Genomic DNA, 24552 nt, shown 5'->3' on the forward strand with positions numbered 1-24552 from the left:
CCCCCGTCGACCCCGCGCCGCCCAAGGCCGCCGCGCCCGCCGCCGTCGTCAGCGACGCGGACGCGCGCCGCCCCACCACCCAGGTGCCGCCGCCCGTCCCGCAGGACGACCTGATGGTGCCCCAGGAGGAGACCTCCTCCCTGCGCCGCCTGGTGCCCGTCGCCGTGGGCGCGGCCGTGCTGCTCGCCGCCGTGGGCGTGGTCGTCGCCACGCGCGGCAACCCCCAGACGCCTCCGCCCGTCGTCGCCGCCGCGCCGACGCCGCCTCCCGCGCCGAAGGTCGAACCCACGCCCACGCCCGCGCCGGAGGTCGTCGCCGCGCCCGTGCAGGAGCCGGCGCCCGCGCCCGTCGCCGAACCGCCTCCGCCGGTGAAGCAGGAGCCGGTCGTCGCCAGGGCCGCCGTCGCGAAGCCCGTCCGTGAAGGCCCGCCGCCCACGCCCAGGCCGTCCTCCAGCGAAGCCGCCGTGAGGGATCAGATCATCGCCACCGTGAAGCAGGTGGAGAGCAGCCCCCTGTACGCCGACAACAAGGTCCACAAGGGGCTCACCCAGCAGGCCGCCCTCAACTACCTGGACAAGCAGATCAAGCGCCTGGAGAACGCGGACGACTCGGCGGGCCGCGCGGAGATCCTCGAGGACCTTCGCGGCTGGAAGCAGCGCTACCTCAAGTAGCCTTCGTGCCATGACCGCGCCCCCAGGCCCTGCGCTGCTCGCGGTGGACCTGGGCCTGCGCTGCGGCCTGGCGCGCTTCGGCGCGGACGGGCGGCTGCAGTGGTACCGCTCGCGGAACTTCGGCACGCACGCGCGGCTCAAGCGCGCGGTGCCCGCCGTGCTCCAGGACGCAGCCCCGCTCACGTGGCTGGTGCTGGAGGGCGGCGGCCCCATCGCGGACGTCTGGGAGCGCGAGGCCCTGCGCCGCGCCCTGCCGGTGCTGCGCGTGGCCGCCGAGGACTGGCGCCACCGGCTGCTCTACGCGCGCGAGCAGCGCAGCGGCTCACAGGCGAAGGACGCCGCGGACGGGCTCGCGCGGCGGGTCATCGACTGGTCGCTGGCGCCCCGCCCCACCTCGCTGCGCCACGACGCCGCGGAGGCCATCCTGCTGGGCCTGTGGGGCGCGCTGGAGGTGGGCTGGCTGTCGCAGGTGCCCGCGGAGGTGCGGCGCTGAAAACGGCCCGCTACTTCACCGACAGGCACGCCACCGGCTGGGCAATGGCGTTGCGCGCGCGCTCCTCGCTCACCAGCGCGTAGCCCGCCAGGTCCTGCAACAGCATGTCGCGGTTCTGCCGGATGAGGCTCGCGTTCTTGCACGCCTTGATGTCGCTGTAGAACCCGTACGGCGGCAGCGCCAGCTGCAGCTCCGCCAGCTCCGACAGCTGGAGCTCGCCCAGCTCCCGGCCGAAGAGCTTGCGGGCCGCGTCCTCCACGCCGATGACGCCGCGCTCGAAGCGGATGGTGGACAGGTCGTAGGCGACCAGCTGGTCCTTCTGGAAGAAGGCATGCAGCCGGTGCGCGGCCACGGACAGCGGCAGGTCCCCCTCAATGCCCATCTCCCGCGCGATGCGCATCGCCAGCCACCGCTCGCAGGAGCCATCCCCCGGCGGCGAGGCGCCCAGCGTCACGCCCGCGAACAGGCGCCACGCCCACGCGCGGCCGTCCTCGCGAGGCGTCTGGAAGTAGGTGGGGCACTCCATCTGCCGGATGTAGAGCGCCACCAGGTCCTTGGGCATCCGCGAGAAGTCCGGCCGCGTGAAGGTCACCGCCGCGCGCTCCCGGCCGCCCTGGTCCATCCGGCTGGCCAGCACGCTCATCCGGTCGCCTTCGATGCGATGGCGCAGCTGGCTTTCGACGTCGAATTCGCTCTCCAGCCGCGGCAGCTTGCTGGCCGTGTACAGGTAGGTGAGCGGAATCACGACGCCGGCCAGGCCGACGAGGAACATGAACAGCCAGAACACGGTCTTCACGGGGCCGACTCTAGCAGGGGCAGGCACGCGTCAGGAGGACGGGTTAGAAAGTCACCCATGAGCGACTGGCACACCGCCACCGTCACCGCCCGCACACCCTCGGCGAATGGCCTCACCGACTGGGTGCTCGACATCGGCGGGACGCCGCTCGTGGGCTCGCACGTCCACCCGGGACAGTACGTCCAGCTGCGCCTGCCGGGTGGGGAGGCGGGCATGTTCGCCATCGCCTCGCCGCCCGCTCCCAGCGGGACGACGTGGGAGTTCCTCCTCAAGGACGAGGGCTCGCTGCCGTCCGCGCTGCTGCACCTGCCCGTGGGCGCGCGTGTGGAGGTGACGCGGCCGGTGGGGCGCGGCTTCCCCATGGAGAAGGCGCGCGGCCGGGACCTGCTGCTGTTCGCCAGCGGCTCCGGCATCTCCGCCATCCGCCCCGTCATCGCCGCTGTGCGGCAGGAGCGCGGCGCGTACGGCCAGGTGACGCTGTACTTCGGCGCGCGCACGCCGGACAGCTTCGCGTACCAGGGCGAGCTGAAGCAGTGGCAGCAGGACGGGGTGAGGGTGCTGTGCACCGTGAGCCGCCCCGGCGCCAGCGGCTGGCAGGGCCTCACCGGCTACGTGCAGGCCCACCTGGGCGAGGAGCGGCTGGAGCACGCCATCGCGTTCCTGTGCGGCCCCCACGACATGGTGCAGGACGTGATGGCCCAGCTGGGCCAGCGCGGTGTCCCGCGCAGCGCCGTGTTCCTCAACTACTGAGCTGGCACCGGAGCCGCGCGAGTCTCCACCGTGGGGGACGACGCGTAGCGCACGCCCACCAGCACCGCGGCCGGGTCACTCTCCTGGCTGCCGGTGGCCTTCTGCGGCGTCCACGCCGCCACGCCCACCTGACGCCCGTCCGGGCCAAAGCGCACGCGCCGCACGGACCAGCCGAACTCCAGCTCGCCCTTGGGTTCCGCCGCGCCCTCGGTGAAGAGGTACACGCGCCGGTCCCAGCCTCCCGACACCAGCGAGCGCCCATCCGGCGCGATGGCCGCGGTGGACACCACGCCGTGGTGCAGCTCCCACTTGCGCAGGACCTGACCGGAGGCCGCGTCCACCAGCGCGCCCGCGTTCCACGGGCCCTGGGGCTCCTGCAGGCCCTTGCGCTCGCGCTCGTACACAGTGCGGTTGCGCTCCGCCTTCTCCTGACTGAAGGCCACGCCCAGGCGCTTGCCGCGCGCGTCCACGGTGACGTCGTTGACGTGCGCCGGGAAGGTGAAGTCCAGGCGCGGCGTGAGCGCCCGCGCCGTCAGCGTGGGCGTCCCTTCCGGCACACCGGCCTTGAGCGTGAGCACCGCCTCCGCCGTCGTCTCGTCGAAGGCCGTGTCCACGCGCTCGCTGAAGGGCGCCCCCAGCACCCCCTGGCTGCCCTGCGGCACGCACGCGTCACACACCGCCACGTCCACGCCCGGCAGCGTCATCGCCTTGAAGCGCAGCGTGCGTCCGCGCGCCAGCCGCGCCACGCTGTTGCCCAGCGCGCCCGGCACGGTGACGGTGTCCTTCAGGAACGCCACGTCGATGCCAGACGCCGTGGCCGCCGCCGTGGTGAGCACCACCGCCGGCGTGCGCGAGTCCAGCGCCAGCACCACCGGCGGCCCGCTGTCCACGCGGCCCTGCACCGCCGCGAACCCGCCGCGCCGCTCGAAGTGCGTGCGCGCCACGTCCGGCTTCAGCGACTGCTCCGGCGTGTCCGACGCGCGCACGTGCCCGTCCCAGCCGCCCGAGTACAGCGTCCCGTCCGCCGCGAACGCCAGCGCGCTCACCGGCCCCGAGTGCAGCCGCGCCTCCGCGCCGAACCCCAGCTGGGGCACGGACAAGAGGGACACCAGCCCCGCCGCGCTGCCCACCGCCAGCCACTGGCCATCCGGATGGAAGGCCACCGACACCAGCGGCTCCTCCGTGGCCAGCACCGCCACCTGCGCACCCGTCGCCGCGTCGAAGAGCTGCACCGCGCCGCTGCGGCTCACCGTGGCCACGCGCGCGCCGTCCGGAGACAAGGCCACGCCCTCCAGGTCGTACTGCTGCGCGTTGACGGATGGATCCGCGCGCATCACCGGCGCGCCTGCGCCAGATGCCGAGGCGTCCGCCAGGTCCCAGATGGAGACGTGGTACGCCTTGTCCCCCAGGCGCGTGTACGCCACCCGGCGGCCCGTGGGCGCGAAGTCCAGCGCCCAGATGAAGTCCTTGCGGTTGAGCACGGTGGGCTCGCCGTCGAAGCCCTCCACCGCGCCGGAGAGGAAGCCTCCGGGCGTGGACGCCAACCGGCCCGCCGTGTCCGGCGACAGGCCCGCGGCCGTGTGCGCGCAGCCCGTGAGCGCGAGCGCGCCCACGAGGACGAAGCCCCCGACGCGCAGGCTCATGAACCCGAGCCGCGGACGGCGGCCTTCTCCTTCTCCACGTTGATCTCGTTCACGCCCTTGTTGTCCACGGACAGGAGGAACAGCTGCTTGTCCGCTTCACGCTTGTCGTTGAACGAGGTCTTGCCGGTGGCGCCGTCGAAGTCCTTCAGCCCCGCCAGCGCCTCACGCATGGCCGCGCGCGTGTTGGGGCGCTGCTTGTCCAGCACCTGCCGCACCATGCGCGCCGAGTCGTAGCCGATGGCCTCCAGCAGGCCCGGGTCGCGGCCCGTCTCACGGTACGCGTCGCGGTAGCTCTTCACGAACTTCTGCGTCGCCGGCCGCTGCGAGTCCACGAAGAAGCCGTCCACGTACACCGAGCAGGTGACGAACTTGCCGCCGCGCTCCAGCAGCTCCGGCAGGCCCGAGCGGCCCTTGGGGCTGGACCACTGGTTGGTGCCGAAGAGCGTGACGGTCTTCAGGTCCTTCTTGCCCGTCGTCTTGCGGATGCGCTCCAGGTCGCGCGGGTCGCACGCGTTGGTGACGATGTCCTCCACCGCCAGCGCGGGCGTCACCAGGCTCACCCGGCGCCAGTCGTCCGGGATGAAGAGGCCCTCGAAGTCGATGATGGGCTCCACGCCGCTCTTCGCCTTCTCCATCGCCTTGCGGCGGCGGTAGGCGTCCGTGATGCCTTCGCCCTGCACGTCGCGCACGGCCTCCGCGTAGTCGCCGCGGTCCTCCAGGTAGTAGCGGCCCACCAGGCGCTTGGCCTCGCCGGTGAACGTCGTCTGGTCGTACGAATACGACTCCGCGCCACGCACCGCGCCGCCGCGCGACACCACGTCGTCCCAGAACTCGTTCGCCAGCTCCACGCCGTACGGGATGTTCGGGTAGAGCACCGCGAAGCGCTTGTAGCCCTTCACGTTCATCGCGTAGTCCGCGATGGCGCGCGCCTGCGCGGAGTTCGTCAGCATGTTGCGGAAGACGTACGGACCAATGTCCGTGATGCCCTCCTGACGGCTCAGCGTCAAAAGCGGCACCTGCAGCTCCTCCGCCAGCAGCGCCGCGCGCTTGGTGTCGTCCACCAAGAGGGGCCCCAGGGCCGCGATGGCGCCGTCGTCGAACGCCAGCTGCTCCATCGCGGTGCCCGTCTTGTTGACGTCGCCCTGCGTGTCCTTCACCACCAGCTCGATGTCGCTGCCCTGCAGGGCCAGCTTCACGCCGCGCAGCACCGCTTCACCAATGGGCTGGTAGCGGCCCGTCATGGGCAGCAGCACCGCCACCGTGCGCGGGCGCACCTCCACGCGGCGGGTGGCGCGCGCGAGCAGCTCCTTCGCCTGCGGCGCGAAGGTGCTGTTGGGCGCCTCGCGCAGGTACGTCTGGAGCGTCTCCTCCAGGCGGGTCCAGTCACGCAGGTGGTAGTAGATGCGCGCCAGCTTGAACTGGAGCACCGGCCACGCGGGGTTGGACGGGGACAGCCCCTCCTGCACGCGCGCGATGTCGAGGAAGCTGGCGCGGCCCTCCACCAGCTGCTCCACCTTCGTCACGGCGGCGGACTTCTCCTCGGAAGTCTGGGCGTCACCCGCCTCTTTCACGGCGGACGACAGCGCCTGCGAGTACAGGCCCGCGCCTTCGGCCGCGCGCGCGGCCTCCTTCAGCAGCTGTTCCTTCTCCGCCCCTTCCGCGCGCTCCGCCAGGCTGATGAGCGTCTGGTACGCGTCGCGGTAGGCGCCCACCTCCATGGCGGAGACGGCCAGCTTGTGCTTGGCGTCCTCGGCCTGGGCGTAGAGGGGGTTTTCGAAGAGCAGCTCGTTGAAGGTCTTGCGCGCGTTCGCGTAGTCCTTCGCTTCAAAGTAGAGGACGCCCGCGTTGTAGAGCGCGTCCTGGCCGGCGGTGGTGGCGGGGTACGCCTTGCGCACGGACAGGTAGGCCTCCGCGGCCTGCTTCTTGTCCGGGTTGCCCTGCGCCTGGGTGCGGGCCTGCGCGAGCGCGGCGTTCGCGGTGGCGTCCTGCTTCACCTCCACGCGCGGGCGGTTGTTCTGGGTGGTGTCGTCCCCGGAGGTGCCGTCCCGGCTGTCGGTGCGGGAGGGCGACTTGGGGCAGGCGGTCAACGTCAGGGCCAGCGCGGCGACGAGCGCGCGGCGCGATGCGGAGAGGACTTCCATGGCGAGGTGCATAGCAGCGCGGGTGAGGCTCCGTCGACACTTGAGCGGGGGGAAGATTCCCCTGGAACGTCCGCTTCAGTGCACCGCGCGTGCCCGCGTGCGTCACCGAGGGGAGCCCCTGCCCCGTGGCCACGGGACCGCACCCCGCGTGGGTGGGAACGCACGCCTGGCCGGCGACCATGGACACATCGCGGCGCAGGCGGCGGACGCTCTAACATCGTGACCGTGGAAACCCACCCTTCCCGCTCCCCGTGATGGAGCATCTCCGCCATTGTGGCCCTGGCGCTTGCCTCCACGGCTTGCGGCTCGGTGACTCCCGCATTGGCAGGCCCTGGCCGAAAATGGGTGGGGCCCCAGGTCGCCGTCCCCGGAGGAGGTCATTTCCGCACGGTCATCCACTATGGCCCATGGCAATGCAGACCCGCGTTCATGCGCTCCTGCGAGAGCAAGTGCGCGGCGACGGGCAACACGCTCATGGGCTGCATCTGGCTGGCGGACATCAAGATGGACTTCGAAGGGCCTGTCGTCCACGCGGGCAGCCGGTACGGCGTGACGCACTGCTGCTGCAACTACCCACCCGTTGCGCCAGCCGCGACGCGAGCGAGCCGCAGTCGCTGGAACAACATCCGCGACACGTTCCGTCGCGAGTGGGCGAAGCGCATGGGGGCCTGGCCGAGCGACGCGGGCGGCACACCCTGGCAAGGGCACCACGTCTTCGACCTGGGTCACGGCGGCAACCCTGTCGACTGGGACAATGTGATTCCGCTGCCCCAAGACCTTCATCAGTACGTCACGGACTCCTATGGCCAGTGCTATGCCGGAACACCGCCATGGAACAGCGTGGGAGTCGACTATCCCTATGGCGAATGAACCGGATCCGATGAGCGCGATGCTGCTGGAGATTTCCCAGCGGCACTTTCCGAATCCGCCCGCCACAGCCGAGCAGATCGAAGCCTTCGAGCAGCGGGCAGGTTGGAAGTTGGATCCGGACCTGCGTGCGTTCTATCTGCACTGCGATGGGGCAGATCTCTTCGACCGGATCGATCCCCCGTTCCGCTTCCATCCGCTCGCACAAATCGTCCGCGCGCGCGTCGCGATCCGCGGGAAGGACACCGACGACAGAGGACCCGCTGACTGGTGGTCCATCTGCGCGGTCAAGGACGGCAACTGCATCATCCTGGATGTCGGTTCCGCGCGAGCTGGCCGATATCCCCTTCGCGATGGCTATCGCGAGATGTTTCCCGATCCCGAATATTGCCCGGAGATCGCCAGCACCTTCTCGAACTTCATGGGAGGAGCGCTTCGAAGCAATGGCGACTGGTTCTGGCTGACAAGCCAGCCCTCGTCGCCATGAACAACGTTTCCCTTCCCCTCCACGGGAGAAGGGAAACGTCGCAGGCGAATCAGCCGAAGAGCTCCTTCACCTTGTCGAAGAAGGACTTCGACTGGGGATGGGTCTCCTCGCCGGACACCTCCGCGAAGCGCTCCAAGAGCTCACGCTGCTTGGAGGACAGCTCCGTGGGCGTTTCGATGATGACCCGCACGTGCTGATCCCCGCGCTGCTGGCTGTGCAGGTGCGGGATGCCCTTGCCGCGCAGGCGGAACACCTTGCCGGACTGGGTCCCCTGCGGAATGGTCATCTTCACCTTGCCGTCCAGCGTGGGCACGTCGATCTTCGCGCCCAGCGCCGCCTGCGTGAAGGACACCGGCACCTCGCAGAAGACCTCGTACTCCTCGCGCTGGAACAGCGGGTGCTCGCGCACGATGACCGTCACGTACAGGTCGCCCGCGGGCGCGCCCCGGTCTCCCGGCTCGCCCATGCCGCCCAGCCGCACGCGCGTGCCGTTGTCCACGCCGCCCGGGATGGCGACCTCGATGACCTCCTCCGACGGCGTCTTCCCGGAGCCCCGGCACTTGACGCACGGATCCGGGATGGTGGCGCCCGAACCGCCGCAGTCACCGCACGGCCGGGACACCGCGAAGAAGCCCTGCGAGTAGCGCAGCTCTCCGCTGCCGCCGCACGCCGCGCACTGCCGGGGCGCCGCGCCGCTCTTGCTGCCGGAGCCGGAGCAGGTCTCGCACTTCTTCGGACGGGGAATGGTCACCTTCGGGCGGCAGCCGAACGCCGCCTCCTCGAAGCTGATCTCCAGGTTGTAGCGCAGGTCCGCGCCCCGGCTGTTGCGCTGCCGGCCACGCCCGCCGCCACCCCCGAAGATGTCGCCGAAGATCTCCCCGAAGATGTCGTTGATGTTGACGCCCTGGAAGCCGCCGCCCGCGTCCCCGAAGGGGTTGCCCGCGTGTCCGAAGCGGTCGTACTTCGTGCGCCGGTCGGGATCGCTCAGGACCTCATAGGCCTCCGAGGCCTCCTTGAACTTCTCCTCGGCCTCGTGGTTCCCGGGGTTGCGGTCCGGGTGGTACTGCAACGCGACCTTCCGGAACGCGCTCTTCAGGTCCTGCGCCGTAACGTTCTTCTGGACGCCCAGGACCTCGTAGTAGTCGCGCTTCTGCCCTGCGGCCCCTGCCATTGAATCGAACCCCTGGAAATTGCTGGCGTTTTCAAGCTGCGTAGAGAATCGGAGTCACTATAACGCAGCGAAACACGCCAGCAATCCAGGCCCGGTCCAACCCCGTGTGAAGCAGGGGTTCAGCGTTACACGGTCCAGACGCGGTTGACCGTCAGCTCCATGCGGGCAAGCCGGCGCTTGAGGGCCGGGTCCACGGGGCCACTGGTGGACCACTTGGGGACCACGAAGTGCAGCTCGGCGTTGTAGAGCTTCGCGGCGCTCGCCAGCAGGCTCCAGCGGTTCTCCGCGGTCGGATCATCCACCATGCCCGGGGTGACGATCTCCAGGATGATGGGCGTGCGGGCGGAGTCGGACTGGCGGCAGGTGAAGTCCGGCCGGTGGTCTTCAATGGTGCCGGAGAGCACGGGCGGCGGCATGAAGCCAGGGAGCCGGGCCTTGATGTCCGAGTAACCGATGGTGCGGAAGTACTCGGCCATCAGCCAGAGCAGACGGCGGCGCTCTTCATCATCGACGACCGACTCGCAGCCGGGATTGAACAGGACTTCTTTCTCGGAGTTGGTTTCCATGGCGCATCTCAAGCTGTCCGCACGTGTGGGATGCGGCAACGCAGGCGGGCGCGAGCGCTCCCTGACCGGCCGTGGGGCGGGCGGCCATGCACGCGCGCTTCCCACACCCCTTTGGCTTGGACGGCACCGTCGCCTCGGTGACAGAGTGCCCCCCCTCCGTGGCCCCCCGTCCCTCCGCGCACGTCTATCGCCGGCTCCTGGGCTACCTCAGCCCTTACCGCCGGTTGCTCCTCGCGGGCACGCTGGCCTCGCTCACCGCCGCTGCCGCCACCTCCGCCTACGCCTGGATCGTCGGCCCCCTGCTGCGCGCCGTCCTCACCGGCGCCCCCGTCACCGTCGCGGGGATGACCCTGGCGCCGGAGGTCCTGCTGTCCCGGCTGCCCCTGCTGGTGGTGGCGGTGGCCCTGGTGAAGGCCACCGCCCAGTTCCTGCAGGGCGGCCTGATGCAGCGCTTGGGCCAGCGGGTGATGGCCGACCTGAGAGGCTTTCTCTACGGGCGCCTGCTCGCCCAGCCGCCGGCTTTCTTCGAGCAGCGCCACTCGGGGGAAATCGTCTCCCGGTTCACCTCGGACGTACCCCTGGTGGAGTTTTCGGTCACCCAGGCGTTGTCATCGTACGTAAGGGATGGGCTGCAGATTGTCGCACTGCTGGCGACCTGCTTCCTCATCGACGCGAAACTCTTTCTCTTCACGTTCGTCGTCGTGCCCGTGACGGTGGTGCCGGTGAGCCGCTTCGCGCGCTCGCTCAAGAAGGTGGCCACCCGCTCGCAGGCCAATCTGGGTGCGCTCAGCGCCATCACCGCCGAGCAGCTGCAGAACCTCCCCGTGGTCCAGGCCTACGGCACGGTGCCCCGCGCGCTGGAGTCGTTCGACGCGGAGGCGGAGGCCTACCTGTCGGAGATGCGCCGCTCGCTCTTCATCCGCGGCGCCTTCAGCCCCACGGTGGAGCTGTTGGGCATCGTCGGCGTGGCGGTGGCGGTGGCGTGGGGGGCTCGCGCGGTGTCCATGGACCCGACGCTCGCCGGGCGGCTCTTGTCCTTCATGGCGGCGGCGCTGCTGCTCTACCAGCCGGTGAAGTCGCTGAGCGGCACGCTGTCGCAGGTGCTGACGGGGCTGGCGGCGGCGGAGCGGCTGTTCTCGCTCGCGGACGCGCCGGTGCCGCCGGACGAGGGGCAAGAGGCCCCTCCCCTGTCGCGCGCCCTGGAGCTGTCCGGCGTGCGCGCCACCTATTCGGACGGACGCGAGGCGCTCAAGGGCGTGGACCTGACGATTCCCGCCGGCGCGCGCGTGGCGCTGGTGGGCCCGTCCGGCGCGGGCAAGACGACGCTGTTCTCCGTGCTGCTGGGCTTCCTGCCGCCCTCCGGCGGCGAGGTGAAGTGGGACGGCGTGCCGCTGTCCTCCCTCAAGGCCTCCAGCGTGCGCGCGCAGCTGGCGTGGGTGCCGCAGGAGCCGGTGCTCTTCTCCGGCACCGTGCGCCACAACCTGCGCCTGGGCCAGCCGGACGCGCCGGACGACGCGCTGTGGGAGGCGCTGCGGCTGGCGCACGCGGAGGACTTCGTGCGCGCGCTGCCCGGCGGCCTGGATGAGCCCGTGGGCGAGCGGGGCAGCCGCCTGTCCGGCGGGCAACGCCAGCGCCTGGCCCTGGCGCGCGCGTTCCTGCGCCGCCCGTCGCTGCTGCTGTTGGATGAGCCCACGAGCGCCCTGGACGCCACCAGCGAGGCGGCGGTGGGCGCGGGGCTCCAGGCGCTGATGAAGGGCCGCACGGTGCTGGTCATCGCGCACCGGCTGAGCACCGTGCGCGACGCGGACCTCATCGCCGTGGTGGAGGGCGGACAGGTGGTGGAGGCCGGCACGCACGAACAGCTGCTCGCGCTGCGGGGCCGCTACGCGCGCCTGTTGGGCGAAGGCGCCGTCGCCGCCTGAACGCCGCCCCGCGGGGCCATGGCGTCCGCTGGCGAAGTGCGTGTTCCTTCCGCCCGTGCCCCACTGCTCCACTCCATTCCTGGCCTTGCGCGACCGGGCACGCCCTGCGACCCTTCCGCCCTGGCCCATGCCTCCGACGCCGCCCCGCGAACGAGAGCCGCTGTCGCTCAACGCGCTCCTGCTGGTGCCCGCCCTGCTGATGGCCGCGGGCGCGTGCGTCGCGGTGGCCGCCCGTCACGTCGCGCTGGCCGCCGCCTTCACCGGCACGCTGGTGCTCGTGCCGCTCGTCTTCCGGCTGTGGACGCGGCCCTGGTACCGGGGGCTGGTGCTGCGCGGCTTGGGCCTGTTCATCGCGGGCATGCACCTGCCCATGCTCACGGGCGGCGTGCTCGCGTACGGGCGCATCGGCTGCGAGGGCGCGGACTGCGGCCAGACACTGCTCTGGGGCATCGTGCTGGCGCCCGTGGCCGGCGCCGTCTGCTCTGTCGTGTACTGGCTCGTGGGCCGTCCCCCCGTCTGAATTACAAGGAATCACCGGAGCCCTATCCTCACTGGAAATGCTTGTTCCAGTCAGACCTCACGTCGCGCCCGGGTTGTTCGCCGTGGCGTTCGCGGTCCCCGCCACGGTGTGCGTGCTGGGGAGCACGCTCCCGGTGCTGCTCGGCACTCCCTCTGGCCTGTTGAGCGTGGTGGCCTCGGCGGGGCCGTTCTCCCTGCTGCTGGGGCTGGCGCTGGTGGTGGAGGTGCCGCTGCTGACCATCGCGGCGGGCTCCACGCTTCAGGGCCGCGCGGCGGTGCCGCTGGCGGTGATGGTGGGCATGGCGACGGTGCCCTGGACGCTGGGCCTGTTGGGCACGGAGGTGCTGCTGGAGCGGATGCAGGCGGCGCTGCCCGGGGTGTCCGCGTCCGACGCGGGCATCGCGCTGACGGCGGGGCTGGGCAAGGCGATGGCCCCCCGGCTGCTGGGCGCATGGATCAGCGCGGTGCTGCTGGGCTCGCTGTCGGTGGCGCTGGCCATGGCGCGCTTCAACAGCCCGGGCGCGGGGTACAGCGCGCGGCGGAGCCTGCTGCTGGGCAGCCTGGTGTCGGCGGCGCTGGCGGGCATGGCGGTGGTGGGCACGCTGGAGGCGCACCAGCTCTTCACGCTCCTGTCGCGGCTGTCGCGTGCGCCCGGCGAGCTGCGCCCGGACCTGATGGCGGAGGGCATGGCGCGGGTGGCCCAGCTGCGCGTGGTGCGCTGGAGCTGCTTCTCCTGCCTGCTGGTGCTGGGCTGCGCCTGGCTGATGACGTACCGCGCGGCGGAGGCCCGGCGCACGCGCGCGCTGGAGTGGGTGGGCGGCCTGGTGCTCACCGCCGCGGTCGCCGTCCTGCTGTTGCTGGACGCGCACCCGCTGCACACCACGCTGGGCCCGGAGCGCGTCACCACCGGAGGCCGCAGGACGTCCGGCCCCATCCCCACCGAAGCGGACGTGACGCACCTGATGGGCGGGCGCTCGCCCGTGCGGCTCAGCCTCCTCGCGACAGCAGGTACAGCATGACGAGCCCCACCACGACGGCGAAGGCGAAGACGGCCACCATCACCAGGCCCTCCGACTTGCGCACCACCGGAGGCAGGACCTCGTTGGGCAGCGGCTGACCGTAGCGCAGCACCACGGGCTCCGGTTCGGGCTCGGGCTGGGGCTCCGGCGCGGCGGCGGGAGTGACGGCCTCGCGCGGCGGCGGCGCCACCGGCGTGAAGGTGACGGTCCGCGTGGGGACGGTTTCGCGCGAGCCGGGAATGCGGCCCGGTGGCGCCTCCAGACGGTCGGGCGACGTGACGCTGGACATCTCCAGCCCCTCGCGCGCCAGCGCCAGCACGCGCTGCATGTGCAGGATGTACCGGTCCTGGCCCTCGTAGGTGGCGAGCGCCTGCGCGGCGCGCACCAGCCGCTGCGGCACCAGCTCCGGGTCCGCGCGCACCTCCGTGGACACGGGCCGCGCCTCGCCTGCCTCCACCCGGCCGGTGCGCACGCCCTGGCCGCTGGCCCAGATGCAGTGTTCATCCAGGAGCGTGAGCTCCTGACGGCGCACCCGGCCGTCCTCGTCCACCAGCGACATCAGCTCCGCGCCCTGGGGAGACAGGTGCCAGACGGTGCGCAGGCCGTTCTCCCCCAGCGGGCCTTCCACCGCGCGCGCGCGGTAGAGCTCCTGCATCGCGGACTTCAAGGGGTCGGACGAAGTTTCCACGGCCATGACTGCCGCACAGTAGGGGCGCCGCGTCCGAAACGGAAGCCACGCGCGCTTGAGCATGTTTGCCCCGTGCGCGGATGCCCGCCTTGTGCCTACCGTCCATCCCACGATGAGCCGCTCCAAGAACCGAGCCCCCGACTTCGTCCGCCAGTTCGAGGGTGCACAGACGCTCGACGGACTGCTGGAGCTGGCCGGCAGTCCCTGCGACACCGCCGACGTGCTCGAGCGCATGCGCGAGGCGCGCGCGGAAGGCGCCGATGCCAGCCAGGTGATTCCCACCCTCTTCGAGGGCGAGCCCCGCTTCCGGGACCCGGACCTGGCGCGCCGCCTGTACCAGAACCTCCTGGGCCTCTGGGACCTGGTGCTGGAGGGAAAGGCGGTGAGGCCGGAGGACGGCCCCCGCCCGCCGCGCCCGAAGAAGGAGCGCGTGCTGCCGCCCACGCCCTTCCATCCGGACGAGCCCACGGGCGAATTCGTGGAGGCCGCCTGGCGTTATCTGGAGGACGACGACAAGGCGCGCACGCGGCTGATGCACGCCTTCGAGAACCGCCAGGATGGCCTGCTGGGTGCGCTTGACGCCGCTGGCCTCACGGATGAAGGTTACGGAGTCGCCCGCCACCTGCTCTTCGAGCTGCACGCCATGCTGGAGCTGGGCTGGCCGCCGGGGCTCGGGGCCGTGGATGTCAGGGCCCTGGACAGGGAGCCGGATGCGCCGCCCGCGCCGGACGCCCTCCAGGAATACGTGACGGAGAGCTTGTTCGAGGCGGAGCAGGACGAGGAGCACCCCCTCGCCCCCGAGGAGCTGGCGCAGGTGCGCACCCTCGTCCGGCGGGGACTGGCGGCGCTGTGGCGCGCGCGCAAGGGGAGATGACGATGGCCCGAGACGACAACGACGGTGGTGGCTTCACCGGCAAGCGCAACAAGTCCTACCGCGAGCTGGACGCGCAGCGCGGCAAGAGCAAGTACCACTCGCGCCAGGACGACCCGGCGCAGCAGAAGCTGGAGCGCAGCGCCAGCTACCAGAAATACAAGACGGCCGCGGACGCGCTCTTCACCGGCGGCGAGCTGCCGGAGGGGCTGGCGAAGACGTTCGACCCCGAGGGCAAGCGCAAGGCCCAGAAGGACGCGCTGCGCAAGGTGCAGGAGTCGGAGACGCGCGCGGACTGGGTGAAGGGCGTGGTGGACTACCTGGAGAAGTATCCGGACATGCCGGAGGACGCGTACTTCCTCGACAGCCTGCTGGACCACCCGCGCGAGCGCATCGTGGACAAGGCGCTGGCGAAGCTGGAGGCGCTCCAGGAGGCGGGCACGCTGCAGAAGAAGCTGCCCAAGAGCCTGGACCAGCGGCTGAAGTCCATCGAGCTCACCGGCCTGGACCCCGACATGCAGGGCCGCGCCAAGGCGCTGCGCGAGAAGCTGCGCGCCTGACTCAAAGTCAGCGCTGCTGGTGGATGATCACCACGCCGCGCTGGCCGTCCTTGCCGGGCTGGTGCGTGAGCCGCAGCTCCGCTCCGGGCCGCGAGTACAGCCCGGGCTCGTCGCCCTTCTTCCACCCGGCCTTCGCCAGGGCGTCGTCGTAGAAGGCGTCCACCTGCGGACCCGTGAGCGGCACCTCGAAGGTGAGCGTGCGCGACCCTTCCGTGTTCACGCGCAGCACGCCGTGGGCCTTCGGCGGCAGCGGCGCGAAGTCCCCGGCCGCTGATTCCGGCGGACGCGCCAGCGCGTGGTTGGCCTCGCCCAGGTACAGCATGGTGGTGCCATCCGCCTGCGGCATCATCACCACGGTGTAGGTGATGCGGCGCTTCGGATCCAACGCGGTGAGCATGGCCGCGTTGTTCGCGTACTGAGGCTGCTCCTTGCCGGGCGGCACGTAGAGGCCACCGTCGCGGTACGCGTCCGCGAAGCGCTGCACCAGGTCGCGGAGGTTCTCCTTCACGTGCACCGCGCGCAGCGCCACCGGGATGCCACCCGCCTCCACGATGTCGCTGGACTCCACGTGCGCGATGACCTGGAGCCTGGGCCACGCGAAGCGCGGCGCATCCGGAACACCCGCGTCCGGCACGCCCGCGTCAGGGGCCGCGAGGGCACCGACGGGCAGGCCCAGCACCAGCGCGAGCACCGCGCCCGCCGCGCGCCCTGCCCGCTTCAATGCGGCACGCCTCCCAGCCACTTGCCCTCGCGGTGGACGTTGTACTTGTGGCTGATGTTGGGCGCCACGAAGGGCGTCGTCTCCCAGACAGACTGATTGCCCGCGTGCGAGCCACCGATGTTCTGCTCGTAGCGGCTCTCCTGGCCACGGAAGCTCATGAAGAACTGGTCCTCGTTCACGCCGCCCTCCGCGCCCACGCCCGCCATCAGCGCGCTGCCCGCGTTCCCGGCGCCGCCGTTCTTCTGGTACACGCTCTGGGCCCAGTTGTAGTAGTCCAGGTTCCCGCAGGCGCCGCCGCTGTCGATCTGGAGCGGGCACTCCTGGCCCCCCGCCAGGGTGGACAGACCCCAGTCATCCAGCAGCATGAAGAAGCGCCGGTTGCAGCGGCCGCCGGACGCGCGTCCCGCCGCGCACACCGTGAACGGATCCGTGGCGCGCCGGTGCGACACCTTGAAGAACTCCGGCTCCATGAACCTGCCCAGGCGCTCCGCCCGCAGCCGGGTGGAGGCGGTGCACGAGATGCCGTCCGACTGCACGTCCATGGCCTGCCGCAGGGCCGTGGAGCCCAGGTCCGCGTCCTGCGGCCGGATGCCCAGGATGCCAACGTCGCTGCCCGCGGGCCGCGTCGGCTCGCAGTCCACCTGGATGCGGGTGGCCCGCGCCAGGGCCAGCTGGAACGTCATGGCCCCGCTGGTGCGGCCCGCGCGCCCGTCGAAGTCCTCGTAGCGCCCGGCGGCCTCCGCGGACGCCAGCGCCTCCGCGTTGCGGCGCTGGAAGACGCCGTTCTGCGGGTTGTGCATCACGTGCCCGGTGGCCTCCCACAGCGCGAAGTTGGCGGCCTCCTGCACCTTGAGGCTCAGCGCGCCCACCTCCGCGAAGTAGATGCCGAACATCAGCACGGTCACGAACACCAGTGACCCCAGCGCCGTCTCGACGAGCGCCTGCCCGCGGCGCGACCTGGAAGCGCGCGTGCGCATCAGTACCTCCCGCCCGTCTTGCTGCCACCGCGGTAGCCCGCGGAGTCCAGCTTGCGCAGCGCCTCCGCGTGCTCGGTGAAGCCCGCCTGCTGCAGGCTGCGTGCGGGCTTGTCGTCACGGGCCCCCTCCGTGCTCACCAGCGTGGCGCGCCAGAAGGGGTTGAGGAAGTTGGGGGGTTCTTCCCATCCCCCGCCCGCCGCCGCCGGACGGGGCCGGTGGTAGTAGGCCAGGCCCGCGGACAGCGCCACCTGGTTGCGCTGCACGTCCTCCAGGCCGGTGGGCTGGATGCGCCCGAGCGGCGCGGCGTTGTCGAACTCCGTCTCCTGGTTCGCGAACTTGAAGGTGAACAGCAGGTTCCACGGGTCGGGCCTCGCCCGCCGGTCCGCGCTGGCGTAGTCGCGGCGGAGCATGGCGTACAGCTTGGGCTGGCCGAAGTCGTTCTCGTCCGGGCGGGGACCGTTCAAGAGGCTCGCGTTGAAGCCCACCGCGTTCGGCCAGATGCCGGGGCACACGTTGCATGCGCCCAGCGTGTGGCGCTCGTCCACCGGCTTGCTGTTCTCCGAGCCTTGTCCCGGGGGCGGCTGGCCTGCGCCGTAGACGTGCTGGTCCTCGTCGGACTGCTTCTCGTCGGACATCACCCACGCGTCGGTAGCGCCACCGGGAACGACGGTGCCGTCCGGGCAGGTGACCATCACCGCTCGCCCGTGGTCGTGCGCCCACGAGTTGCGGCCGGAGATGGTCTGGTAGGTGGAGGAGTCCATCGCGGAGGCGCTGCCGTAGTGCTTGAAGCCGGGGTTGTGCGCGGCGGCGCCCGAGCCGAAGCCCGCGCTGCCGGTCCCCCGGTTGTGCACCCACGTCCAGCCCATGCTGCCCATGGTGGCGTTCAGGTTGGCGGTGCTCTGCCCCCCGGCCAGCGCCACCGCGCCAGAGGTGTCCGGCACGCCCCCCGCGCGCTGCAGCTCCTCAAACGTTTCGAAGGACATGCCGGAGGACGCGCCGCCGGACACCTCCGCCAGCGACTTGCCGTCGCCCGCGGGCGGGGCCTCCAGCTCACGGTTGACCGACTCGGCGATGTGCTTCGACAGCCCCTGGCCCGCCAGGTGCGTGCCCACCAGCACGCTGTACATGGCCAGCTCCGAGCGGAACATGTCACCGGCGCGCCCCTGCAACTCCTTCACCTGCTCGGCCGCCGCCTGGTCCAGGCCGGACCAGACCGGGTCCGCGATGGCGCACGGGGACAGCTTCCGTGCGGCGTAGTGCTGGCTGCCGTAGCTGATCATCGACTGCGTGCCCGCCATGGCCACCATGTGGGCAATCTGGGCGCGGTTGAGCACCGCGATGGCGTTGAACGTGCGCGCCGTGGACACCGCCTGGCTGTACGCCGCCGCGTCCGCGGCCATCTGGATTTCGACGCGCTCCTTGGCGCGCATGCCAAAGCCCAGCGTCCCCAGCACCATCAACGTCAGCAGCAGCAGCGTGAGCGAGAACAGCACCAGCGCCTGGCCGCGCGCGCGGGACTTCAGAAGCCGTGCAGGCTGCATCCGGCACCTCCCTGGAAGTTCGCCGCCTTCACCGGGGTCATCATCTTCATGGCCGCGTGGACCTGGATGGGGAACAGGTAGTGGCCCTGCGCGTTCCAGCGCACCATCCGGTCCCCCAGGTCGCCGCCGGGCCAGTCATCCGGCCCCAGCTCCACGTCGGTGTCCGCCCACCAGTCCGACTTCTTCTGCGCCGGGTTGAGGGGGTTCGCGTCCGTGTAGTTCTTCAGGTGGAACTGGGCCAGGAACATGCGGCTCATCACCCAGTCCGCGAATGGGATGCGCATGTAGTACCAGGCCACCATGCGGATCTCGAGCGTGCGCTGGCGCATCAGCGCCGGGTCGTCCGTGGGCACGTCGAAGAGCAGGTCCTCCTCGCCGTGGCCGCGCACCCAGCCGACGCCCGGGGACTCACGGACGATCTCCACCATGGGCCCTTCGGTGAAGAGCGCCCCCTGCGTGCCTCGCACGCGCAGGTAGTTGCGCCTGCGCTTCTCGAAGGCGTCGGCCAGCTGCGCGGGCGTGCGCGTGTGCTCCACGGTGGGCAGCATCGTCACCAGCGCCGCGTGCGTCATCGCCTCGCAGCTGCCGTGGTTGAGGCTGCCCGCGCGCACCGCGCGGTACACCGCCACCTGCGCCAGGATGCGGCCCTGCAACAGCATGAAGAGCTGCAGCGTGCCCAGCACCATGAACACCACGAGCGGCATGCACAACGCCGCTTCCACGGCGGCCTGACCGGACTCGCGCTTCCGACGCTGGGGGTGGGGGAAGGCCATAGGGGGAGGCTGCCTTCCTCCTAGATTCTCGATGATTGGGGAATCGGTCAAATGGACGGAGACCCGCCAAGACCGATTCCATACTATCAGGATGGTTTGGCTCAGCGGTTGAGGGTGAACCCGCAGGCCGCGTCCAGCGCCACCTTCGCGCCCGTGAGCGCCTGGAGCAGGCGCTCATAGTGATGGCGCTCCGCGTCAACCTGGGCCTCCACCTCCTCCGGGGGGAGCCCCTGGTGGGACAGGGAGAGGCGCAGGCGGGCGGCGGCCGCGTCGCGCTCGGCCTCGATGCCGGCCCGGGCCTTCTTCGCGGCGCGGGCGAGCTCCGCCTCGGCGGCGTCCTGGGCCACCGGCAGCGCGGCGTCCACGAAGACGCCGAAGCCGGGGAAGGCCTGGTGGACCTCGTCCCCCTTCAGGGCCTTGCCCTCGGATTCCAATGCGGCCAGTACGGAAGCGTCCGCCATGGGGCCCTGGGGGCCGTCCACCACGGCCACGGGCAGCAGGGTGCGAGGCAGGAAGCGCGCCAGCTGGCGGCTGGGCACGCGGGCGCCGGGCGACGTGTCCGCGGGCTCCGGCAGCTGGACGTGGAAGAGCAGCTCCAGGCCGCGCGCGGGCTTCTTCACGGAGCGCTTCTCGATGTGGCGGAAGCCGCTGCGGCCGTAGGGGCCGTCCTTGAGGAAGCCGAACAGCGCCTCCACCAGCGGGTGGCCGGTGGCGAAGTACTCCAGCTCCTCCGCCTCCACCGCGGTGTCGCGCCAGAAGGTGCCCAGCACGGTGCGGTCCTGCATCACGTCGATGCCGGGCAGACCCTCCACGTTGAGCGCGTGGCCGAACTGGAAGGCCACCTGGAAGGCCTCCACCTGCTCGTCGGTGTCCACGCCAATGCCCACGCGCCGCGCCAGCTCCGTGACGGTCTCCTCCAGGCGCTCGTCCAGGTCGCGCGCCACGCTCCACAGCCCGTCCTCCAGGGGCGGAGCTTCTTCCTCGGAGTCGTCGCCGGGCTCCGGCGCCTCCTCGCCCATGCGCTCCTGCGCGCGCGCCACCAGCCGGGCCACGGCGGGCTTGTCGAAGCTGCGGACATCCAGCAGCGGGTCGTACGCGCGCTTCACCTGCTCGCGCGCCGCCTCCACGCGGGCCTTCAGTTCGGCGGCGTACTCCACGCGCGCCTCGCGGGGCAGCAGGGCCAGGTCCGCGATGCGGTCCTCCACCTCCTCCAATACGGCATCCAGGCCGCCCACCGTCTCACCGAAGACGCCCACTGCATCCGCCAGCAGCATCAGCACGTCCGCCGCGAGCGTGCCCGCGGGGTCGAAGACGTGGATCTCCACCGGGTGCGTCTGGCCGATGCGGTCCAGGCGGCCGATGCGCTGCTCCACCGTGGACGGGCTCCACGGCAAATCGTAGTGGACCAGGTGGTGCGCGAACTGGAAGTTGCGGCCCTCGCCGCCCACCTCCGTGCACAGGAGCACCTGGGGCCCTTCCGGGTCGCGGAAGCGCGCCACCTGCCGGTCGCGTTCCACGAGCGGCAGGTCGCCGTGGTAGCCCAGCGCCTCCACGCCCTCGCGAGACAGCTCCGACTGGAGCGATTCCAGCGTGTCGCGGCTCTCCGTGAACACCAGCACCTTCGCGCGCGGCTCCGCCTTCCAGATGCCGCGCAGCACGCCCACGAACGCGATGAGCTTCGCGTCCCGGCCGGTCAGCTTGAGGTCCGCGCCCTTCAGCGCCGGGTTGGACTTCACCGCGCCCGTGAACGCCGCGGGGCTCGACTCCAGGCGGCGCAGCACGTTGGCCAGCGGCGCGCCGCGAAGCGTGCCCTTCGCCAGCGTGGCCAGGGCCGTGTCGCGCGCCTTCAGCTCCTCCGGTGACAGCTGCACCGGGTGCCGGTGGAGCCTGCGCGTGGAGAAGCCGCCCACCACCGCGCGCCGGTTGCGCACCAGCCGGTCGGACAGGCTGTACGTCTCGGCCAGGTGAGCGAGCAGCGCCTCCTTCTCCTTCAGCGTCTGCAGCCGCGCGTCCTCCGGGAAGCGCTTCGCCAGCGCGGCCACGGCGGCCTTCGCGTCCTTGCCCTCCAGCAACGCGCGCACCGCGGCGGACAGCTCCTCCTGACGCTGGAGCCGCGCCTCGAAGCCCTTCACGGACGGCGCGGTGCCTGCGTCAATGAGCGTGAGCAGGCCGTGGTACTCCGCCGGATCCAACTGCATGGGCGTGGCGGTGAGCAGCAAGAGGCCCCACGAGTTCGCGGCCAGCCCCTTCGCGGCGGCGAAGGCCTTCTCGCCCTTGAGGTGGTGCGCCTCGTCGATGATGACCAGGTCCCAGAACGCGTCCTCGGCGGCCACCTCTTCGCGGTGCTCGCGGGTGCGGCTGAGCAGCTCCAGGCTCGTCACCACCAGCGGGAAGCGCGCCCACGGGGAGACGTCCGGCGCTTCCTTCAGCGACTGCTCGTAGCGGTCCGAGTCCATCAGCGTGAAGAGCTGGTTGAACTTGTGGAACAGCTCCACCAGCCACTGCACCGTGAGGTGGCTGGGCGCCACGACGATGCACCGGCGCGCCAGACCCACCAGGCGCAGCGCGCTGAACACCATGCCCGCTTCAATCGTCTTGCCCAGGCCCACTTCGTCCGCCAGCACGAAGCGCGGACGGCGCGCGGACAGCACGCGCTGCACCACGCCCACCTGGTGCGGCTTCACCATCACCCGGCTGGCCAGCAGCGCGCCCAGCGCGTCGCCCCGGCGCTCGTCGTCCAGCACCAGCGCCTGCTTGCGCAGCATGAACGCCTTCGCGTCCCCCACCCGCCCGTCGCGCAGCGTGGACAACAGGTCGGAGCGCGGCGCCAGCGCGCGCACCTCCGACTCCGGCAGCTCGTCCTCCTCGCCCGTGTCCTCGAAGCGCACCACATAGCGGCGCAGGCCGCGCGCGCCCGGCTCCTCGCCCAGGATGGTGGCCTTGCGTCCCTTCGGCGTCTGGATGGGCTCGCCCTTGGGCAGCTGGTACGGCACCAGCGCGCCGCCGCGCGTGGACACCAGCACGGGTGCATCCTCGCGGGACGGGAAGGCGATGAGGGCCTTGGCCCCCTGCTCCTGCAGCGACAGCAGATGCCCCACACCCCACTCGGGCTGCGGGAGGTAGCGGACCTTCAGACCTTCGACGAGAGACGCCATATGCCGTGCAACACCTGGGTGACGAGGAGGGGGCGCTCCATAACGTCCCGGCGCCCGGAAGGCCATTTCACAGGCGCTCCCACTCCTTCCAACCCCTTGATTCCAGGCCCGAGTTCCCGCGGCGCGCCCCTCACCGTCCACCATCCGACAGCCTCGCCGCGTCCTGCCCGCCAGAAACTTCCCATCCCTGGGGGTAGGGTCCATGATTCCATGACAAACATGTAAAAACAGGGTTATAGGATACCCTGCCCGACAGTGCGATGTCGCTCACCCCACCTTTTCGGTGATGTTGAGCGTCCTTCTGCACAGAAGCGCTCGGTGCCGTCGGGGGGGAGTGCCTCATGCTGCGACGTTGGACCTTCGCTCAGCGGGTGGGGGCGGGTCTGTCCGCGTGCCTTCTGGCCGGACTCATCCTGCTTGCCACCCTGGTGTCCGCGGCCCACACGCTGACAGTGGACGACGGGGCCCTGGGCCATCACGCCTCCGACATCCTCGCTGGCGTCCTGGGCCTGGGGGCCCTGGTCGCGCTGGTGCTGGTGCTGCGAAACGCGCTGGGCCCCATGCACGCGGAGGCCGTGCAGAGCGAACAGCGGTTGCACCTGTTCATGGATGGCGTGAGCGACTACGCGCTGTGCTTCCTGGAGCCGGACGGCACCGTGTCCTGCTGGAGCACGGGCGCGGAGCGGCTCACCGGGTGGACGTCCTCCGACATCGTGGGCCAGCGCGTGGAGGTGCTGCACGTGCCGGACGCGGTGACGCACGGACTGCCCGCCTCCCACCGCGAGCGGGCCGCGCGCGAGTGCCGCCTGCAGTCGGAGGGCTGGCGGATGCGCAAGGACGGCTCGCGCTTCTGGGCGGAGACGCTGCTCACCGCGCTGTACGCGGAGGGCGGCACACTGCAGGGCTTCGCGGAGGTGACGCGCGACATCACCGAGCGCAAGCGCACCGAGCGCATGCAGGCGCTGCTCGCGGAGGCGGGCCGCGTGCTGCAGCCCCAGGCCGGCGCCAAGGAGCTGGGCAACGCGCTCACGCGTTTGTGCGTGCCGGAGATCGCGGACGCGTGCGTGCTGTACCTGCCGGACGGCAAAGGCGACGTGCGGCCCGGCGCGGTGGCGTGCGCGGACGCGGCCACCCAGCAGCGGCTGTGGGAGCCGCTGATGCGCCAGCCCTCCGCGGACGAGCCCGGCCCCGCGCGCGTCGTCCACACCGGCCGCGCCGAGCGCTTCGCGGAGGTGGACCCCGGCCGGCTGCCCTCCTCCGTCAGCGACAGCCCCTACGCGGAGCTGTGGCGCGCGCTGGGCGTACGCTCCGCGCTGAGCGTGCCGCTCGTGGTGGACAACCGCGTGCTGGGCGCGCTGTGCCTGCTGTCCACCCGGCCCCACCGCCACTACGGCGCGGTGGACCAGGCCTTCCTGGAGGAGCTGTCCGCCCGCGCCGCGCTGGCCCTGGACAACGCCCGCCTGATGGCGGCGACGCAGAACGCGCTGGAGCTCATTGGCGTGGCGGCGCACGACCTGGGCACCCCGCTGAGCTCGCTGCAGCTGCGCCTGCGCCGCGTGCGCCTGCAGTGCGCGCCCACGCAGGGGGACGACCCGCGCCTGCGCGAGGGGCTGCTGCTGGCCGAGGACGAGACGAAGCGCCTGGGCCAGCTGGTGCACAACCTGCTGGACCTGTCCCGGCTGTCCGGCGGCCGGCTGGTGCTCCAGGCGCAGGCCATGGACCTGGCGGAGCTGGCGCACGAGGTGGCCACCCGCCACGAGGACCAGGCCGCCGCCGCAGGCTGCGCCCTCACCGTCCACGCCCACGACGCGGCTCCGGGCCACTGGGACCGCCAGCGCCTGGACCGCGTCCTCACCAACCTGGTCAGCAACGCCCTCAAGTTCGGCCGAGGCCAACCGGTGGAGGTGCATGTGAACGTGGACGAGGACTCACACCGGGTCCGCATGTCGGTGCGAGACCACGGCGCCGGCATCCCCGTGGACGCACAGCAGCGCCTGTTCACCCGCTTCGAGCGGGTCACGACGGACAGCCGCGCGCCGGGCTTCGGCCTGGGCCTCTACATCGTCCGGCAGCTCGTGGAGGCCCACGGCGGCACCATCCACGTCCACTCCCGCCCCGGTGAGGGCTCGGAGTTCACGGTCGAACTCCCGTTCACCCCGGAAGCACAGCAGGAGGAGGGAAACCTGATTCGAGCCTGACCCGCCCGGGTGGGTTGCGCCCC

21 protein-coding genes and 1 pseudogene are annotated in these 24552 nt (G+C 71.4%); 11 read left to right on the forward strand and 11 right to left on the reverse strand.

The genetic code is table 11. From position 1 onward, the window contains the following. A pseudogene (locus D7X96_RS15135) lies at positions 1–671 on the forward strand (serine/threonine protein kinase); the annotation flags it as partial. A 10-nt stretch (positions 672–681) separates the two neighbouring features. Further along, on the forward strand, positions 682–1164 hold the full coding sequence (locus tag D7X96_RS15140) for a hypothetical protein (protein ID WP_121770044.1): 483 nt from the start codon (positions 682–684) through the stop codon (positions 1162–1164). A 10-nt stretch (positions 1165–1174) separates the two neighbouring features. On the opposite strand, the gene D7X96_RS15145 is transcribed toward D7X96_RS15140, so the two are convergent. Beyond that, positions 1175–1960: a transglycosylase domain-containing protein gene (locus tag D7X96_RS15145; protein ID WP_120548130.1), complete on the reverse strand. Its 786-nt coding sequence runs from the start codon at positions 1958–1960 to the stop codon at positions 1175–1177. A gap of 57 nt (positions 1961–2017) precedes the next feature. Between D7X96_RS15145 and D7X96_RS15150 the strand changes: the two genes are divergently transcribed. Beyond that, positions 2018–2710: a ferredoxin reductase domain-containing protein gene (locus D7X96_RS15150; RefSeq protein ID WP_120548129.1), complete on the forward strand. Its 693-nt coding sequence runs from the start codon at positions 2018–2020 to the stop codon at positions 2708–2710. Here D7X96_RS15150 and D7X96_RS15155 read toward each other — a convergent pair. Further along, the gene (locus D7X96_RS15155; protein WP_121770045.1) at positions 2704–4353 is read right to left on the reverse strand and encodes a WD40 repeat domain-containing protein; all 1650 of its coding nucleotides are present in this window, start codon (positions 4351–4353) and stop codon (positions 2704–2706) included. The genes D7X96_RS15150 and D7X96_RS15155 overlap by 7 nt on opposite strands. Beyond that, entirely contained in the window at positions 4350–6494 is a 2145-nt protein-coding gene (locus tag D7X96_RS15160) for a penicillin-binding protein activator (RefSeq protein ID WP_233610083.1), read from the reverse strand. The genes D7X96_RS15155 and D7X96_RS15160 overlap by 4 nt, the downstream gene beginning before the upstream one ends. Positions 6495–6923: 429 nt before the next feature. On the opposite strand from D7X96_RS15160, the gene D7X96_RS15165 reads away from it, so the two are divergent. Continuing rightward, positions 6924–7364 (forward strand): hypothetical protein, encoded by a 441-nt coding sequence (locus D7X96_RS15165; RefSeq protein WP_233610082.1) that lies wholly within the window; start codon positions 6924–6926, stop codon positions 7362–7364. A 10-nt stretch (positions 7365–7374) separates the two neighbouring features. Continuing rightward, the gene (locus D7X96_RS15170) at positions 7375–7848 is read left to right on the forward strand and encodes an SMI1/KNR4 family protein (protein WP_120548125.1); all 474 of its coding nucleotides are present in this window, start codon (positions 7375–7377) and stop codon (positions 7846–7848) included. 49 nt (positions 7849–7897) lie between these two features. Here the strand turns inward: D7X96_RS15170 and dnaJ are convergent, their stop codons facing one another. Together dnaJ and D7X96_RS15180 are read right to left on the reverse strand one after the other, a co-directional pair. Further along, positions 7898–9019 carry a molecular chaperone DnaJ gene (dnaJ, locus tag D7X96_RS15175; RefSeq protein WP_121770046.1) on the reverse strand — a complete coding sequence of 374 codons (1122 nt, stop codon included), beginning with the start codon at positions 9017–9019 and terminating at the stop codon, positions 7898–7900. A 125-nt stretch (positions 9020–9144) separates the two neighbouring features. Further along, on the reverse strand, positions 9145–9585 hold the full coding sequence (locus tag D7X96_RS15180) for a hypothetical protein (protein ID WP_120548123.1): 441 nt from the start codon (positions 9583–9585) through the stop codon (positions 9145–9147). Positions 9586–9743: 158 nt separating this feature from the next. Between D7X96_RS15180 and D7X96_RS15185 the strand changes: the two genes are divergently transcribed. The 3 genes from D7X96_RS15185 to D7X96_RS15195 all read left to right on the forward strand — a co-directional run bounded on the left by D7X96_RS15185 (position 9744) and on the right by D7X96_RS15195 (position 13045). Further along, entirely contained in the window at positions 9744–11507 is a 1764-nt protein-coding gene (locus tag D7X96_RS15185; protein ID WP_120548137.1) for an ABC transporter ATP-binding protein, read from the forward strand. A 127-nt stretch (positions 11508–11634) separates the two neighbouring features. Continuing rightward, positions 11635–12027 (forward strand): hypothetical protein, encoded by a 393-nt coding sequence (locus tag D7X96_RS15190; protein ID WP_120548122.1) that lies wholly within the window; start codon positions 11635–11637, stop codon positions 12025–12027. 82 nt (positions 12028–12109) lie between these two features. Next, positions 12110–13045: a hypothetical protein gene (locus tag D7X96_RS15195; RefSeq protein ID WP_147442722.1), complete on the forward strand. Its 936-nt coding sequence runs from the start codon at positions 12110–12112 to the stop codon at positions 13043–13045. Here the strand turns inward: D7X96_RS15195 and D7X96_RS15200 are convergent. After that, entirely contained in the window at positions 13014–13739 is a 726-nt protein-coding gene (locus tag D7X96_RS15200) for a hypothetical protein (RefSeq protein WP_121770047.1), read from the reverse strand. The two genes, D7X96_RS15195 and D7X96_RS15200, sit on opposite strands and share 32 nt — an antisense overlap. 106 nt (positions 13740–13845) lie before the next feature. Here D7X96_RS15200 and D7X96_RS15205 point away from each other — a divergent pair, with 106 nt between their 5' ends. Both D7X96_RS15205 and D7X96_RS15210 read left to right on the forward strand, forming a co-directional pair. Further along, positions 13846–14607, forward strand: coding sequence for a hypothetical protein (locus D7X96_RS15205; RefSeq protein ID WP_120548119.1), 762 nt, complete (start codon positions 13846–13848; stop codon positions 14605–14607). A gap of 2 nt (positions 14608–14609) precedes the next feature. After that, positions 14610–15164 (forward strand): hypothetical protein, encoded by a 555-nt coding sequence (locus D7X96_RS15210; protein ID WP_171435580.1) that lies wholly within the window; start codon positions 14610–14612, stop codon positions 15162–15164. A gap of 7 nt (positions 15165–15171) precedes the next feature. Here D7X96_RS15210 and D7X96_RS15215 read toward each other — a convergent pair whose 3' ends face one another. The 5 genes from D7X96_RS15215 to D7X96_RS15235 form a co-directional block, all read right to left on the reverse strand. Continuing rightward, on the reverse strand, positions 15172–15885 hold the full coding sequence (locus D7X96_RS15215) for a hypothetical protein (protein ID WP_121770048.1): 714 nt from the start codon (positions 15883–15885) through the stop codon (positions 15172–15174). Next, entirely contained in the window at positions 15882–16862 is a 981-nt protein-coding gene (locus tag D7X96_RS15220; RefSeq protein WP_120548117.1) for a TadE/TadG family type IV pilus assembly protein, read from the reverse strand. Before D7X96_RS15220 ends, D7X96_RS15215 begins: the two co-directional genes overlap by 4 nt. Then, positions 16862–18403, reverse strand: a complete 1542-nt coding sequence (locus D7X96_RS15225; protein ID WP_120548116.1) for a pilus assembly protein — start codon at positions 18401–18403, stop codon at positions 16862–16864. The genes D7X96_RS15220 and D7X96_RS15225 overlap by 1 nt, the downstream gene beginning before the upstream one ends. Continuing rightward, the gene (locus tag D7X96_RS15230) at positions 18382–19176 is read right to left on the reverse strand and encodes a TadE/TadG family type IV pilus assembly protein (protein WP_120548115.1); all 795 of its coding nucleotides are present in this window, start codon (positions 19174–19176) and stop codon (positions 18382–18384) included. The genes D7X96_RS15225 and D7X96_RS15230 overlap by 22 nt, the downstream gene beginning before the upstream one ends. 101 nt (positions 19177–19277) lie before the next feature. Next, positions 19278–22331, reverse strand: coding sequence for a helicase-related protein (locus D7X96_RS15235; protein ID WP_121770049.1), 3054 nt, complete (start codon positions 22329–22331; stop codon positions 19278–19280). A gap of 341 nt (positions 22332–22672) precedes the next feature. Between D7X96_RS15235 and D7X96_RS15240 the strand changes: the two genes are divergently transcribed. Further along, positions 22673–24529 carry a sensor histidine kinase gene (locus D7X96_RS15240; RefSeq protein WP_121770050.1) on the forward strand — a complete coding sequence of 619 codons (1857 nt, stop codon included), beginning with the start codon at positions 22673–22675 and terminating at the stop codon, positions 24527–24529. The last annotated feature ends 23 nt before the right edge of the window (positions 24530–24552 follow it).

The sequence above is a fragment of the Corallococcus interemptor genome (genome assembly GCF_003668875.1).
In the GTDB taxonomy this organism is placed as follows: Bacteria; Myxococcota; Myxococcia; order Myxococcales; family Myxococcaceae; genus Corallococcus; species Corallococcus interemptor.

What these genes read in the sequence shown, in the direction of transcription:
- D7X96_RS15200 (WP_121770047.1), bottom strand. Translation starts at nt 13,739, where the DNA reads ATGGCCGTGGAAACTTCGTCCGACCCCTTGAAGTCCGCGATGCAGGAG.
- D7X96_RS15240 (WP_121770050.1), top strand. Translation starts at nt 22,673, where the DNA reads ATGCTGCGACGTTGGACCTTCGCTCAGCGGGTGGGGGCGGGTCTGTCC.
- D7X96_RS15140 (WP_121770044.1), top strand. Translation starts at nt 682, where the DNA reads ATGACCGCGCCCCCAGGCCCTGCGCTGCTCGCGGTGGACCTGGGCCTG.
- D7X96_RS15230 (WP_120548115.1), bottom strand. Translation starts at nt 19,176, where the DNA reads ATGGCCTTCCCCCACCCCCAGCGTCGGAAGCGCGAGTCCGGTCAGGCC.
- D7X96_RS15170 (WP_120548125.1), top strand. Translation starts at nt 7,375, where the DNA reads ATGAGCGCGATGCTGCTGGAGATTTCCCAGCGGCACTTTCCGAATCCG.
- dnaJ (WP_121770046.1), bottom strand. Translation starts at nt 9,019, where the DNA reads ATGGCAGGGGCCGCAGGGCAGAAGCGCGACTACTACGAGGTCCTGGGC.
- D7X96_RS15190 (WP_120548122.1), top strand. Translation starts at nt 11,635, where the DNA reads ATGCCTCCGACGCCGCCCCGCGAACGAGAGCCGCTGTCGCTCAACGCG.
- D7X96_RS15160 (WP_233610083.1), bottom strand. Translation starts at nt 6,494, where the DNA reads ATGGAAGTCCTCTCCGCATCGCGCCGCGCGCTCGTCGCCGCGCTGGCC.
- D7X96_RS15235 (WP_121770049.1), bottom strand. Translation starts at nt 22,331, where the DNA reads ATGGCGTCTCTCGTCGAAGGTCTGAAGGTCCGCTACCTCCCGCAGCCC.
- D7X96_RS15165 (WP_233610082.1), top strand. Translation starts at nt 6,924, where the DNA reads ATGCGCTCCTGCGAGAGCAAGTGCGCGGCGACGGGCAACACGCTCATG.
- D7X96_RS15220 (WP_120548117.1), bottom strand. Translation starts at nt 16,862, where the DNA reads ATGCGCACGCGCGCTTCCAGGTCGCGCCGCGGGCAGGCGCTCGTCGAG.
- D7X96_RS15150 (WP_120548129.1), top strand. Translation starts at nt 2,018, where the DNA reads ATGAGCGACTGGCACACCGCCACCGTCACCGCCCGCACACCCTCGGCG.
- D7X96_RS15210 (WP_171435580.1), top strand. Translation starts at nt 14,610, where the DNA reads ATGGCCCGAGACGACAACGACGGTGGTGGCTTCACCGGCAAGCGCAAC.
- D7X96_RS15225 (WP_120548116.1), bottom strand. Translation starts at nt 18,403, where the DNA reads ATGCAGCCTGCACGGCTTCTGAAGTCCCGCGCGCGCGGCCAGGCGCTG.
- D7X96_RS15205 (WP_120548119.1), top strand. Translation starts at nt 13,846, where the DNA reads ATGAGCCGCTCCAAGAACCGAGCCCCCGACTTCGTCCGCCAGTTCGAG.
- D7X96_RS15155 (WP_121770045.1), bottom strand. Translation starts at nt 4,353, where the DNA reads ATGAGCCTGCGCGTCGGGGGCTTCGTCCTCGTGGGCGCGCTCGCGCTC.
- D7X96_RS15180 (WP_120548123.1), bottom strand. Translation starts at nt 9,585, where the DNA reads ATGGAAACCAACTCCGAGAAAGAAGTCCTGTTCAATCCCGGCTGCGAG.